The organism is Brachybacterium sp. Z12 (assembly GCF_014400405.1).
In the GTDB taxonomy this organism is placed as follows: Bacteria; Actinomycetota; Actinomycetes; order Actinomycetales; family Dermabacteraceae; genus Brachybacterium.
Window position 1 is genome coordinate 1,868,604 of record NZ_CP060496.1, and the last position, 13,015, is coordinate 1,881,618.

General features: G+C 70.3%; 13 protein-coding genes and 1 other RNA gene. 4 read left to right on the top strand and 10 right to left on the bottom strand.

Features of this window, described 5'->3' with window-relative positions:
* Positions 1 to 108: 108 nt before the first annotated feature.
* From H3H54_RS09880 to H3H54_RS09895, 4 genes are all read right to left on the bottom strand, one after another.
* Entirely contained in the window at positions 109 to 3,231 is a 3,123-nt protein-coding gene (locus tag H3H54_RS09880) for a bifunctional [glutamine synthetase] adenylyltransferase/[glutamine synthetase]-adenylyl-L-tyrosine phosphorylase (RefSeq protein ID WP_262423766.1), read from the bottom strand.
* Between the two features lie 11 nt (positions 3,232 to 3,242).
* On the bottom strand, positions 3,243 to 4,580 hold the full coding sequence (locus H3H54_RS09885; protein WP_262423767.1) for a glutamine synthetase family protein: 1,338 nt from the start codon (positions 4,578 to 4,580) through the stop codon (positions 3,243 to 3,245).
* Positions 4,581 to 4,677: 97 nt separating this feature from the next.
* Complete coding sequence (locus H3H54_RS09890) at positions 4,678 to 5,346, bottom strand: hypothetical protein (RefSeq protein ID WP_262423768.1); 669 nt, start codon at positions 5,344 to 5,346, stop codon at positions 4,678 to 4,680.
* Between the two features lie 123 nt (positions 5,347 to 5,469).
* On the bottom strand, positions 5,470 to 6,024 hold the full coding sequence (locus tag H3H54_RS09895) for an ELYS family protein (RefSeq protein ID WP_262423769.1): 555 nt from the start codon (positions 6,022 to 6,024) through the stop codon (positions 5,470 to 5,472).
* Between the two features lie 212 nt (positions 6,025 to 6,236).
* On the opposite strand from H3H54_RS09895, the gene panB reads away from it, so the two are divergent.
* On the top strand, positions 6,237 to 6,971 hold the full coding sequence (panB, locus tag H3H54_RS09900; RefSeq protein ID WP_395962575.1) for a 3-methyl-2-oxobutanoate hydroxymethyltransferase: 735 nt from the start codon (positions 6,237 to 6,239) through the stop codon (positions 6,969 to 6,971).
* A gap of 10 nt (positions 6,972 to 6,981) precedes the next feature.
* On the opposite strand, the gene H3H54_RS09905 is transcribed toward panB, so the two are convergent.
* Positions 6,982 to 7,200 (bottom strand): SPOR domain-containing protein, encoded by a 219-nt coding sequence (locus H3H54_RS09905; RefSeq protein ID WP_262423770.1) that lies wholly within the window; start codon positions 7,198 to 7,200, stop codon positions 6,982 to 6,984.
* 37 nt (positions 7,201 to 7,237) lie between these two features.
* On the opposite strand from H3H54_RS09905, the gene map reads away from it, so the two are divergent.
* A complete protein-coding gene (gene map, locus H3H54_RS09910; protein WP_262423771.1) occupies positions 7,238 to 8,125 on the top strand; it encodes a type I methionyl aminopeptidase in 888 nt (295 codons plus the stop codon).
* A 130-nt stretch (positions 8,126 to 8,255) separates the two neighbouring features.
* Positions 8,256 to 9,080: a polyphosphate--glucose phosphotransferase gene (gene ppgK, locus H3H54_RS09915; RefSeq protein ID WP_262423772.1), complete on the top strand. Its 825-nt coding sequence runs from the start codon at positions 8,256 to 8,258 to the stop codon at positions 9,078 to 9,080.
* A gap of 45 nt (positions 9,081 to 9,125) precedes the next feature.
* Here ppgK and rnpB read toward each other — a convergent pair.
* Positions 9,126 to 9,490, bottom strand: an RNA gene (rnpB, locus tag H3H54_RS09920) — RNase P RNA component class A.
* A 54-nt stretch (positions 9,491 to 9,544) separates the two neighbouring features.
* Between rnpB and H3H54_RS09925 the strand changes: the two genes are divergently transcribed.
* Positions 9,545 to 10,381: a peroxide stress protein YaaA gene (locus H3H54_RS09925; protein WP_262423773.1), complete on the top strand. Its 837-nt coding sequence runs from the start codon at positions 9,545 to 9,547 to the stop codon at positions 10,379 to 10,381.
* Positions 10,382 to 10,386: 5 nt separating this feature from the next.
* On the opposite strand, the gene H3H54_RS09930 is transcribed toward H3H54_RS09925, so the two are convergent.
* The 4 genes from H3H54_RS09930 to H3H54_RS09945 are packed head-to-tail and all read right to left on the bottom strand — an operon-like array spanning position 10,387 to position 12,968.
* A complete protein-coding gene (locus tag H3H54_RS09930) occupies positions 10,387 to 10,668 on the bottom strand; it encodes a Nif3-like dinuclear metal center hexameric protein (protein ID WP_262423774.1) in 282 nt (93 codons plus the stop codon).
* Between the two features lie 16 nt (positions 10,669 to 10,684).
* On the bottom strand, positions 10,685 to 11,242 hold the full coding sequence (locus tag H3H54_RS09935; RefSeq protein ID WP_262423775.1) for a Nif3-like dinuclear metal center hexameric protein: 558 nt from the start codon (positions 11,240 to 11,242) through the stop codon (positions 10,685 to 10,687).
* Positions 11,239 to 11,694 carry a Fe-S cluster assembly sulfur transfer protein SufU gene (sufU, locus tag H3H54_RS09940; RefSeq protein ID WP_262423776.1) on the bottom strand — a complete coding sequence of 152 codons (456 nt, stop codon included), beginning with the start codon at positions 11,692 to 11,694 and terminating at the stop codon, positions 11,239 to 11,241. The genes H3H54_RS09935 and sufU overlap by 4 nt, the downstream gene beginning before the upstream one ends.
* Positions 11,691 to 12,968: an aminotransferase class V-fold PLP-dependent enzyme gene (locus H3H54_RS09945; protein ID WP_262423777.1), complete on the bottom strand. Its 1,278-nt coding sequence runs from the start codon at positions 12,966 to 12,968 to the stop codon at positions 11,691 to 11,693. The genes sufU and H3H54_RS09945 overlap by 4 nt, the downstream gene beginning before the upstream one ends.
* Between the last annotated feature and the right edge of the window lie 47 nt (positions 12,969 to 13,015).

Consider the following 13,015-nt stretch of genomic DNA (forward strand, 5'->3'; position numbering starts at 1 on the left):
GGGGCGACGGGGATGACGGACGACGACCACGGTACGCCGCGACCGGCTGGGCGGGGGCGAGCACTGGTCTGGACGCGCCGCAGCTCTCCCCGGATCACATCGTGGCATTCAGTCCTCCTCACCGAAGATGATGCGCTCGGCGATCGTCCGGGCGCGGCGGGTCAGGCGCAGGTAGCGCTCCTCGAGCTCGGAGGCGGAGCCGTCCTCGCCGTCTATCAGCAGGGCGAGCGCCCGCAGATCGTGGCGATCGGTGGGCAGCACATCACCCTCCCGCCCCTTCCACAGGAACAGACAGCGACGGACCTGCCAGGCCAGCGCCCAGGCCTCGCGCAGCTCCTCGGCATCACGGGCGCTGAGCAGCTCTGCGTCCGCAGCCGCGGTGAGCTGGTCCAGCGTGCAGGGCGTGCGCAGCCCCTCGATCTCGTGACCGTGCTCGAGGGCGAGGACCTGCGCGCACCATTCCACGTCCGTCATGCCACCGCGCCCGAGCTTGACGTGCCGGAAGGGGTCGGCGTTGCGGGGCAGCCGCTCGGACTCCACCCGCGCCTTCATCCGGACGATCTCGCGCTGGGCCGACGGGTCCAGGCCGCCCTCCGGAAAGCGATGCCGATCCATCTCCTCGCGCAGTCGCTGGGCGACGGCTTCGGAGGCGACGACCGGGCGTGCCCGCAGCAGGGCCTGCTTCTCCCAGGTCTCGGCGTCGCGCCGGTAGTAGTCGCTCCACGAGTCGAGGCTGCGGGCGAGCGGGCCCACCTTGCCCTCGGGGCGAAGATCGGCGTTCACCCGCATATCGGAGCGTGCGGTGGGGGCGTTGAGGATGCGCTGGAGCTGGGTCGCCACAGCGCCGGCGATCTCCACAGCAGCCCCGCCCGCACCCTTGTCGATGACGACGAACTGGACATCGGCGTCGGAGGCGTAGCCCATCTCGCCGGCGCCGAAGCTGCCCAGTGCGATGATCGCCATCTCGATGCCGAGCGCCCGTGCGGGATCGGAACGCTTCTCCCGCAGCCGGCGCGCCGTGTCGACGTCCACCTCGGTGACGCTGTCGAGGGTCTCCGCGTCGTCACCCACCGCATCGCGGTCGCGGGCGACCACATGGAGGGCGACCAGCATCCCGGCCTCGAGCACGGCCTCGGCGAGGTCCGTGAGCGCCCGCGCCACCTGCTGCGGCGTGGCGACCGCGGTGAGATGCGCCAGGCCGATGCGCAGCAGCTCGCGGTTGCGGGTGCGGCGCAGAACGTCGCGCGCCACCTCGGCATCATCGACGCGGGAGATGACCGCGAGGAACTCCCGCCCCAGCACATCGCGGGACAGCGGCCGCAGCTGCTCATCACGGGCGAGCCACCGCACCCCCTCAGGGATCCGCTCGAGCTGCTCGCCGACGTAGCGCCCGGCCGCCAGCACCCGGGTCAGGCGCTTGGCGGCGAGACCGGAGTCGCGGAGCAGTCCCAGGTACCAGTGCGCGGAGCCGATCGTGTCCGACAGGCGCCGGAAGGCCAGCAGCCCCAGATCCGGGTCCACCCCGTCGGCGAACCATTCGAGCATCGCCGGCAGCAGCTGGCGCTGGATCTTGGCGCGCCGGGAGATGCCCTCGGTGAGGGCGGAGATGTGCCCGCGGGCCCGGGCGGGGTCCCGGTAGCCGATCGCGGCCAGCCTCGCCGCGGCATCCTCTTCGCTGAGCATGATCTGCCCATCGCTGAGCTGGGAGGCGGTCAGCAGCAGCGGGCGGTAGAAGATCTCCTCATGCAGCTTCCGCACCCGGCGCCGGGTGCGGTGGTACTTCTGGTGGAACTCGTCGGTCGACAGCCCCAGGGCACGCGAGAGCCGGCGCAGATCGGAGGCCGCGGTGGGCAGCACCTGGGTCCGTCGCAGGCGGTGGAGCTGCAGACGGTGCTCGACGCAGCGCAGGAAGCGGTAGGCCTCGTCCATCTCCGCCACGTGATCCCGTGAGATGTACCCGCCCTCGCCGAGCCGGGCGAGCGAGTCGAGGGTCGAGCGGCCCTGCAGCACCTCATCGGCACGGCCGTGGACCATCTGCAGGAGCTGGACGGTGAACTCCACGTCCCTCAGCCCGCCCGGGCCGAGCTTGATGTTCCGTTCGACCTCGGCGCGGGGGATGTGGGCGACCACCCGGCGGCGCATCGCGCGGGTGTCCTCGACGAAGCCCTCCCGGGTGGAGGCCTGCCACACCCACGGCTCGACCATCTGCTCGAAGTCGAGCCCCAGTGCGCGGTCCCCGGCTGCGGCGCGGGCCTTCAGCAGCGCCTGGAACTCCCAGGACTTCGCCCATTCGGTGTAGTAGCGCCGGTAGGAGGCGATGGTCCGCACCAGGGGGCCGTCCTGGCCCTCGGGGCGGAGGTTGGCATCGACCTGCCACAACGATCCCTCACCGGTGCGCTCGGAGCAGGCTCGCGCGAGCTCTCGGGCCAGCGCCGCACCGATCGTGATCACGTCCTCCTCGACCTCCGGCGGGAGCTCGCCCTCGCCGTGGTCGTCGCCGGCGGGGGCGACCACGTGCATCACGTCGACGTCGGAGATGTAGTTGAGCTCGCGGGCCCCGGTCTTGCCCAGGGCGATCACCGCCCACCGCACCTTCTCGGCGCCGTCGACGGCGGCGCGGGAGATCGCGGCGGCCGCCTCGAGCGCTGCGTCGGCCAGGTCGCTGATCGCGACCGAGACCCGCGGCTGGAGCTGGGCGGGGTCGGCGGCGCAGACGTCCGCGGCGGCGATCTGCGTGAGGCGGCCGTGGTAGGAGATCCGCAGCGCATCCCGGATCTCACGATCGCTCTCCGCGGCGACGGGGACCTCGGCCTCAGGGTCTGCGCCGACGGCCTCGAGCATCATCGTGCGGACCGCGCTCGCGGGCATCGTGAGCTCGTCATCGCCGTCGCGCAGCAATTCGAGCCGTTCGGGGTGGCGGGTCAGGAAGTCGCCCAGCGCGACCGAGGTGCCCAGCAGCCGGATCAGGCGCCGGCCGGCAGCACCACCTGCCCCGATGTCGTCGAGGAACTCATCCATCAGCCGTTTCCGGCCGGCCTCCTGCGCGGCCTCGGCGAGGCGGAGCAGGCCCAGCACCGCGTCGTCGCCGTCGGCGGTGCGCCCGAGGGCCCGGGCGGCGTCCTGCCCCAGCCGGGACAGCACGGGCTCGGACAGGAAGCGCTGGACCCTGTCGGTGCGGCTGAAGCCCAGGCGTGCGAGGGCTCCGGTGGTGGTGGGCGGCTCGGTGCTCACGGGCGGCCCCCTCAGACCCGGCTGAAGGTCGAGCGCAGCTCGTGGTCGGTCACCTGCTCGCGATAGCGCTGCCACTCCTGTCGCTTGTCGCGCAGGAAGAACTCGAAGACCTGCTCGCCGAGGGTGCTCGCCATCAGCTCGGAGCTCTCGAAGACCTCCAGCGCACGGAACAGATCAGAGGGGAGGGGCTCGATGCCCATCGCCCGGCGCTCCCGTTCGGTGAGCTCCCAGACGGCGTCCTCCGCACCCTCCGGCAGCTCGTACTCACCCTCGATGCCAGCCATCCCTGCGGCCAGCAGCACCGAGAATGCGAGGTACGGGTTGGCCGAGGAGTCCAGCCCGCGGAACTCGACGCGCGAGCTGGTGCCCTTGGTGGGCTTGTGGAACGGCACCCGCACCAGGGCGGAGCGGTTGTTGTGGCCCCAGCACACGTAGCTCGGCGCTTCCTGCGCACCCCACAGCCGCTTGTAGGAGTTGACCCATTGGTTGGTCACCGCGCTGTACTCCGGGGCGTGGCGCAGCAGCCCGGCGATGAACTGGCGGCCCATCTTGGACAGCCCGTACTCGGCGCCCGGCGCGTGGAACGCGTTCTTCCCACCCTGGAAGAGGGATAGGTGGGTGTGCATGCCGGAGCCGGGCTGGTCGATCATCGGCTTGGGCATGAAGGTGGCGACCTGCCCCATCGACAGGGCGACCTCCTTGACGACGGTACGGAGGGTGACGATGTTGTCCGCGGTGGTCAGTGCGTCCGCGTAGCGCAGATCGATCTCGTTCTGGCCGGGACCGTTCTCGTGGTGGGAGAACTCGACTTGGATGTTCATCGCCTCCAGGTGCTGGATGGCGTTGCGGCGGAAGTCCTGGCCCTGCCCGCGATGGACGTGGTCGAAGTAGCCGGCGTTGTCGATCGGGCGCAGCGGCTCACCCTGCCTGTACGGCTCTTCGAAGAGATAGAACTCGATCTCGGGGTGGGTGAAGAACTCCAGCCCCTTCTCCTCGGCGCGGCCCAGCGCCTCCCGCAGCACGCGGCGCGGATCCGAGGCGGCCGGCTCACCATCGGGGGTGAGCACGTCGCACATCATCCGGCCGGTCGCGTTGGTCTCGCCCCGCCAGGCCAGCAGCTCGAAGGTCCCGGGGTCGGGACGCAGGATCATGTCGGACTCGTAGCTGCGGGTCAGCCCCTCGATCGTGGAGCCGTCGATCCCGATGCCCTCGGTGAAGGCGATCTCCAAGTCGGAGGGAGAGATCGCGATCGACTTCAGCGTCCCCGCGATATCGCAGAACCACAGCCGGATGAAGCGCACGTCCTGATCCGAGACGGTGCGGATGACGTCGTCGTGGAGATGTCCCATGCGCCCAGTGTGCCTCAGGAGCGGCAGGCGCCGGATACACGGCGCCCCGGCATCCGAGTGCTGGATGCCGGGGCGCCGTTGCTGCGGTGGCGTGGGCTCAGAAGCCGGTGTCCGCCACGATGTACCACTCGCCGTCGTCGGCCTTCTGCATCGACATCTCGGTGCTCTCGCCCATCACCGAGATCTCGGCGCTTCCGTCACCGCTGTCCGAGGCCTCGATCATCTCGCGCTGGAGGATATCCATCATCGAGGGATCGAAGTCCGCACCGAACTCCTCCTCGAAGGACGCCATGCACTTCTCCAGCCCGGCTCCGGTGGTCGGCTCGCCTGTCTCATAGTCGATGACGAGGCTGCAGGCAGCTTCAGGATCCTCGTTCCCGATCGCTTCGAAGAAGGCGTAGAAGCGGTCACCGGCCTTGGTGAGGTCTTCCTCGCCGAGGGTCTCTCCGCCACCAGCGTCATCATTGTCAGCGTCGTCGCCGGTTTCCGCGTCGTCGCCCGCTTCCGTGTCTTCGCCCGCGTCGGCATCGTCCGTTCCCGCGCCGTCGCTCTCGGCCGACCCCTCCTCGGTCTCCGCGGGGTCGGCTTCCTCATCGGCGCCGTCATCACCCTCGTCCTGGGCAGGGTCCTGCTCCTCGACGGAGGGGCTGTCCTCCTCAGCGTCTCCACCGAGCAGTCCACCGCAGGCCGCTGTGCCGGCAACGATCGCGAGGGCCCCCAGACCCGCCGCGGCTCCTCGAACTGTTCTGCGCATGATCGACGTCATGTCCTCGTCCTCCCTCTCACAGTCGGCGCGGATGCCGGCTGCGCCCAGGATGGCACGGGACGGCGTCGCCGTCGCTGGGGAGAACTCCCCATCCCCGCGGGCAGGAGGCACGGGCTAGCGCAGTCAGAACGGGATGGAGAAGTACCACTCGTCGTCGTCGCCCTGGACCATCGGGATGTCCACCGGCTGGTCCGCGATGCTGAGCGAGACGGTGCCGTCACCGTTGTCCGTGGCCTCGACCATGGACGGTTCGATGGCATCGAACATGCCGGGTTCCAGCACGTCGGCGTAGGCGGCGACCGCAGGCTCCACACCATCGGCGCACTCCTGGAGGCGCTCCCCCTCGGGGGCCGTCCCGGTGCTCGGATCCAGCACGAGGCCGCAGGCGGCCTCCCAGTCCTGGTCATCGAGCAGGTGCAGGCCGTCGACGAATCGTGCCGAGGCGTCCTCGAGCTCCTCGTCGGAGAACGGGCCGGCGTCCCGCGCCCCGCCGCCGTCGCTCGCCGACGGCGTCGCCTCCGAGCCCTCTGCTGGGGAGTCCGTGGCCGTCGGAGTGCTCTCCGGTGTCTCGGACTGCTCGTCGTCGCCACCGGTGCAGGCCACAGCGCCCAGCGCGAGCGCGAAGGCGCCAGCGCCCACAGCGGCACGGCGCATGATGCCGCAGGTCCTCGAAGTCACGTCGCGCTCTCCTCCTGGTCGACCGGCACCAGGGTGACACATTCCGGCACCGGCCGTCGGGCCGGGGCGGGCGCGGACGGCGCTAGGCTGGTGAGGATCATCCTCCCGTTCACCGCACAGGAGCGCCCCGTGAGCACTGAGTCCCCGCCGGCCCGGCGAAGATCCGTCTGCGTCATCTGCAGCAGGCGAAGTCGCAGGGGCAGCCCTTCGCGATGCTCACCTCCTATGACCAGTTCTCCGCGCAGGTCTTCGAGGCCGCGGGGATCGAGGTGCTGCTGGTGGGCGACTCGGTGGGGAGCACCGTGCTCGGCCACGCCTCCACCACCGCCACCACCCATCAGGACATGCTCACCTTCACCGGGGCGGTGGCGCGCAGCGTGCGCCGCCCGTTGGTGGTCGCTGATCTCGCCTTCGGCACCTATGAGACCGGTCCGGTGGACGCGCTGCGTCACGGCGTCGAGCTGGTCCGCGCCGGCGCGGAGGTGGTCAAGCTCGAGGGCGGGGCCGAGATCGCGCCGCAGGTGCGGGCGCTGGTCGATGCCGGTATCCCGGTGTTCGGCCACCTCGGTTTCACCCCGCAATCGGTGAACTCGCTGTCCGGCCACCGGGTGCAGGGGCGTGACGATGCGGGCGCGGAGAAGCTCCTGGCCGACGCGCTCGCGCTCGAGGAGGCGGGCGCTTCGGCGATCGTGCTCGAGCTGGTGCCCGCTGCGGTCGCCGCGCGCGTCACCGAGAAGGTCGGCGTGCCCACGATCGGCATCGGCGCGGGACCTGACTGCGACGGCCAGGTGCTCGTCTGGCAGGACATGGCCGGGCTCTCGGGATTCCACGGCCGCTTCGTGAAGGCGTTCGCGGATCTGCGCGGCCAGCTGGAGCAGGCCGCGCAGCAGTACCGCACCGAGGTGCGCGAACGCAGCTACCCGGGCGCCGAGCACTCCTTCGAGTGACCGCTCGGGATCAGCGCGGTCCCTTCGCCTCCCCGGACGACTCGCCGTAGTCGTCCCAGGCGTCGTCGTCCTGCTCCCATCTCTCGTTGCGGCTCGCGGCCGTCTTCAGCGCCTGCTCCGCCTCCTGCCGGGTGCTGTACGGACCCATCAGCTCCGAGCCAGGCGACTGACGGCCCTGCTCCACGTTGCCGGTGCTGAGGTTGTAGTAGAACTGCGTGCCCTCGCTCACGTCGGGCTCCTTCGAAGTCGGTGAGAGACTGGTGGACATGACTGTAGAGCAGGAATGGACCCGTCCAGAAGGCCGCGAGCTGCTGGTGCCCGGCATCATCGGCCCCCGCCGCAGCGTGCCGGCACGCATCGAGCGCCCCGAGTACGTCGGCAAGGACGAAGCGGTCTCGGACAGCGGTCCCTTCGTGCAGACTCCGGAGGTGATCGAGCGGGTGCGCGAGGCGTCGCGGATCGCAGCACTCGCCCTGCAGGCCGCCGGCGAGGCCGCGCGGCCCGGGGTGACCACCGACCAGGTCGACGCCGTCGTCCATGACGTGCTCATCGAGCACGGCGCCTACCCCTCGACCCTCGGCTACCTGGGCTTCGAGAAGTCCTGCTGCACGAGCCTGAACGAGGTCATCTGCCACGGCATCCCGGACTCGACCGTGATGCAGTCCGGCGACATCCTCAACGTGGATGTCACCGCGTTCATCCACGGCGTCCACGGCGACTGCAACGCGACCTTCCTGGTCGGCGATGTCCATCCCCGGGCGCAGGAGCTCGTGACGGTCGCGCACGAGACGATGATGCGCGGCATCAAGGTCGCCAGGCCCGGGCGTGAGGTGAACGTGATCGGCCGCGTGATCGAGAAGTTCGTGGCACGGCACGGCTACGAGTCGGTGCAGGACTACACCGGCCACGGCGTCGCCGAAGGCTTCCACAACGGCCTGATCATCCCCCACTACGACTCCGCACCGATGTTCGACGACGTGATCGAGGAGGGCATGACCTTCACGATCGAGCCGATGGTGACGATCGGTTCCCAGGCGTGGGAGCAGTGGGACGACGGCTGGACGATCGTGACCAAGGACCGCTCCTTCACCGCGCAGTTCGAGCACACCATGGTGATCACCGGGGAGGGCCCCGAGCTGCTGACCGTGGTCTGAGGCTCCGCGGACCCCGCGCCGCCGCCACCGGCTCGCCGGGTATTCTGGCCGCCGTGAGCATCGCCACACCCGGTGCCCGCACTCTGCAGGGCGCGACGTCCCGCCCCGTCCACGGCAACCAGGAGACACGATGAGCAAGAAAGCCTTCGGGATCGACATCGGCGGCAGCGGCATCAAGGGGGCCCCGGTCGATCTGAGCACCGGCGAGCTCACCGCGGAACGCGTGCGGATCGACACTCCCCAGCCCTCCACCCCTGACGCGGTGGCGGACAAGGTCGCCGAGCTGATCGCCTCCTTCGACATCGAGGACGGCATGCCCGTGGGCGTCACCTTCCCCGCAGTGATCAAGGCCGGCGTCGCCCAGACCGCCGCGAACGTGGACAAGTCCTGGATCGGCACCGATGTGGACGCTCTGCTGACAGAGCGCACCGGGCACGACGTGTTCGTGGTCAACGACGCGGATGCCGCCGGGATCGCGGAGATGGAGTTCGGTGCGGGCCAGGGGGCCCCGGGCGTGGTCATGGTGATCACGCTGGGCACCGGGGTGGGCAGCGCGATGTTCGTGGACGGGAAGCTGGTGCCCAACACCGAGCTCGGCCACCTGCTGCTGCACGGCGACTCCGCCGAGCGCTACATGGCCAGCTCCATCCGCGAGAAGGAGGACCTGGACTGGGAGACCTGGGGTGCGCGCCTCCAGGAGTACTTCTCGCACGTCGAGTTCCTGTTCAGCCCCACCCGGATCATCGTCGGCGGCGGCGTGTCCAAGAAGCACCAGAAGTTCCTGCCGCTGCTGGACCTGAAGACAGAGATCGTGCCGGCCGAGCTGCGCAACGAAGCGGGGATCGTCGGCGCCGCCGCGCTCGCGCAGCTGGAGACGAAGTCTCTGCGGAAGGCCGCGAAGAAGGTCGCGAAGACGACGGAGAAGAAGAAGGCGAAGGACGCCTCGAAGAGCTGAGCGTCGCCGCGCGGGTCCCGCCCCCCGGGGCGGGGCCCGCGGAAGTGGACCAGCCGGCCTGTAAGCCGGGTTCTGTGATCGGCAGCCATCCCTCTACGATCGCCGTTGCCGACGACCTCCAGCGGTCTACCCGAGGACTCGGGCCGGCGCCCTCGAATGCCCTCTGTCTGACCTTGCTCCCGGTGGGGTTTACCGTGCCGGCCTCGTCACCGAGACCGCGGTGGTCTCTTACACCACCCTTTCACCCTTACCGCCCGTGCCCCAAGGGGTGCGGGCGGCGGTTTTCTCTCTGTGGCACTGTCCCGCGGATCGCTCCGGGTGGGTGTTACCCACCACCGTGCCGGATGGAGCCCGGACTTTCCTCGGCCGCGGAGCCGGAGCTCCGAGGACGCGACTGCCCGGCCGACTGGTCCGAGGCCATCCTACGGCCCGCCTGAGGGTGCCTGCAGGGCGAGGGAGATGACGTGCGGAAGGTCTCCCCGGCCCCTGTCGGGCCGTACAGCGCCGGCGGCCCAGAATGGGGGATGCTGATCCTGCTGCCGCCCTCGGAGACGAAGACGCGCCCTTCGGAGGTCGGTGCCGAGACGCTCGATCTGGCGGTGATGTCCCTGCCCTGTCTTCGGGACGCGCGGGAGGAGATGCTGCGCGCCGCACAGCACACCGCCGCCGGCCCCGACGCCGGGAAGCGGCTCGGCGTGCCCGCCTCGGCACCGGAGCTGGTGGGTCGCATGCTGCACCTCGCGCAGGAGCCCGTCGCCGCTCCCCTGGAGGTCTACTCCGGGGTGCTCTTCGATCAGCTCGAGAAGGGGGTGTCCCCGCGCAGGATCGTCAGATGCTGGTCCAGAGCGCCCTGTTCGGCCTGGTCGACGTCACACAAGACCGGATCCCCGCCTACCGCCTCTCCGCGAGCTCCTCGCTCGCGCAGCTGGGGAAGGCGGGCTCCTGGTGGGGGCGCCAGCTGCGACCGCTGGCCGAGAAACTGCGCGCCGAACACGCAGACGGCCCCTTCCCCGGTCGTCATCGACTGCCGTTCGGGGGCCTACCGCTCGATGATGCCGATGCGCAGAGGTGAGGGTGTGCGCGTGCTCGAGGTGGCGCCGGTGCAGGAGCGGGATGGAACACGGAAGGTCATCTCCCACGACGCGAAGCGATACCGCGGGCTGGTCGCACAGGTGCTGCTCTCGCTGGACTCGGCACCGGCCACGCCGGACGAGGTGGTCGATGCGGTGGGCGCAGGGCTCGGCGGACTGCAGATCGAGCTCGAAGGGGATCGGCTCGTCATCGTGGACCGGGTGGGCTGAGCCGCTCAGGGGACGCGGCCGCTCCAGGGGTCGGTGGTGTGCTCGCTGAGGAGCACCTCGAGCCCCGGCAGCACCTCGCCGAGCAGCTGCTGGGCCAGCGGGAGCCAGAGCGCCTCGCTCGCGGCATGCGGCACATCGATCAACGCCGGCGCTGCGGAGGGATCCACAGCGGACTCGAGATGCTCGAGCGCCGGATGGTGGCGCAGATCAGAGGTGATGTAGACATCGGCCTCAGCAGCGACCGCCGCGCCGAGGAACGAGTCCCCGGCCCCGGGGCAGACAGCCACCCGGCGCACCGGACGCTCAGCGGGACCTGTGTGCAGGATCCCCGGGCGGTGGCCGGGACCAGATCCGCGATCGCGGAGGCCAGCCCACCGACGGTGGTGGCCACGGGGAGCGTGCCCACCGCGCCCAATCCGAAGCGATGGGAATCGTGCGCCGCCGCAGCCGGCGGCTCCCCGGGACCAAAGGTGCGGCGTCCTGCAGGTCCAGTGCCGAGATCCAGGCGCCGACGGTGCCGCGGGTGGAGCGGTCCACGTTGGTGTGCCCGCACCACAGGGCCGTCCCGTGCCGCAGCAGGGTCGTCACCACGGCGCCCTTCCCCTCATCCGCGGGCAGGAAGCTGGCTCCGCGCAGCAGCAGCGGATGATGGGTGACCAGCAGCTGCGCATCACGCTCGACTGCCTCCCGGGCCACGCAGACGGTGGGATCCACCGCCAGCAGCACCCGGCGCACCTCGGCGCCCCTCTCCCCCAGCACCAGGCCCACCCGGTCCCAGGACTCCGCCCAGCTCAGCGGATATGCCTCCTCGAGGGCGCCGATCACGGCGTCTACGGTCCGTGTGCTGCTCACCGTGCTCACGCTCCCAGCGTCTGCGCTTCGACCAGCGCCGCCTGATAGGCCTTCCATGACATCAGCACGCATTTCACGCGGGCGGGGAACTTCGCCGCCCCGAGCAGTGCGATGCCGTCACCGATCAGCTCCTCATCACCGGCGAGGCGTCCTCGTGAACGCATCGCGGCCTCGAAATGCTCTTGCACCGGCTCGACCTCGGCGGTCGTCCGGCCGATCAGCAGATCGGCCATGATCGAGGCGGAGGCCCGGCTCATGGCGCAGCCCACCGCGTCGTAGGAGACGTCCTCGATCCGCGTACGGCCGTCGGTGAGCTGCAGGCGCAGGGTGATCTCGTCCCCGCAGGTGGGGTTGACGTGGTGGACCTCGGAGGTGAACGGCTCGCGCAGCCCGGCGTGCAGGGGGCGCTTGTCGTGCTCGATCACGAGCTCGGTGTACAGGGATGACAGAGGGCTGCTCATGAGAGGGATCCGAAGAAGTCGATGGTGTGGGCGACGCCGTCGACGAAGGCGTCGACCTCGGCGGCGGTGGTGTGGACGGAGAAGCTCGCACGGGTGGTGCCGTGCACTCCGAAGCGCCGGTGCAGGGGCCAGGCGCAGTGGTGGCCCACACGCACCTCGATGCCGAGGGAGTCGAGCACCTGGCCGACGTCGTGCGGATGACGGCCGGCGACGTCGAAGGACACTGCGCCGCTGCGCTCCGCGGAGAGGGCCGGGCCGATGATCCGTACCCCGTCGATGCCGGCCAGGCCGGCCAGCGCCTGCTGGGTGAGCGCCTTCTCGTGCGCGGCGATCTGCTCCATCCCGAGCGCGTCGAGATAGTCGCAGGCGGCGGCGAGGCCGACGGCCTGGGAGATCGGCGGGGTGCCGGCCTCGAAGCGAGCCGGCGGCTCCGCAAAGGTGGAGCGCTCCATGTCGACCAGCTCGATCATCGATCCGCCCGTGAGGAAGGGCGGCATCTGCTCGAGCAGCTCGTAGCGTCCCCAGAGCACCCCGATGCCGGTGGGCCCGAGCATCTTGTGCCCGGACAGCGCGACCAGATCCACTCCGAGCTCTGCGACGTCGAACGGCATGTGCGGGGCGGACTGCGCGGCATCCAGCACGGTGAGCGCGCCGACGCCGCGAGCGGCCTCGACCAGGCGGCCGACGGGGTTCAGGGTGCCCAGCACGTTGGACTGATGGGTGAAGGCGATCACCTTGGTGCGCTCGGTGACCAGGGAGTCCAAGTCGGTGAGGTCGAGGGTGAAGTCGTCGGCGACCGGGATCCACCGCAGGGTGGCACCGGTGCGCCGGGCCAGCTCCTGCCAGGGCACCAGATTGGCGTGGTGCTCCATCTCGGTCACCAGGATCTCGTCACCCTCCCGCACTCGCAGACGGGGCGGGGTGGAGGCGTCGCCGCTGCCCAGGGAGTGGGCCACCAGGTTCAGCGCCTCGGTGGCGTTCTTGGTGAACACCACCTCGTCGGGAGAAGGGGCGCCGATGAACTCCGCAATGCGTTCGCGGGCACCCTCGTAGGCGTCGGTCGCGAGGCCCGCCATGCGATGTGCGCCGCGTTTGACCGCGGCATTGTCGCTGTAGAGGTAGGAGACCTCCGCATCGATCACCTGACGGGGGCGTTGCGAGGTGGCACCGCCATCGAGGTAGATCATCGGCGTATCCGGATCGAGCATCCGGGTGAGGATCGGGAAGTCTGCGCGGATCGCCTCGACGTCGAACTCTCTGCTGGGTGCACTCACCTGCGCGGCTCCTCCTTCTACGGGGCTCCGGCCGTGGCTCCGCGAGC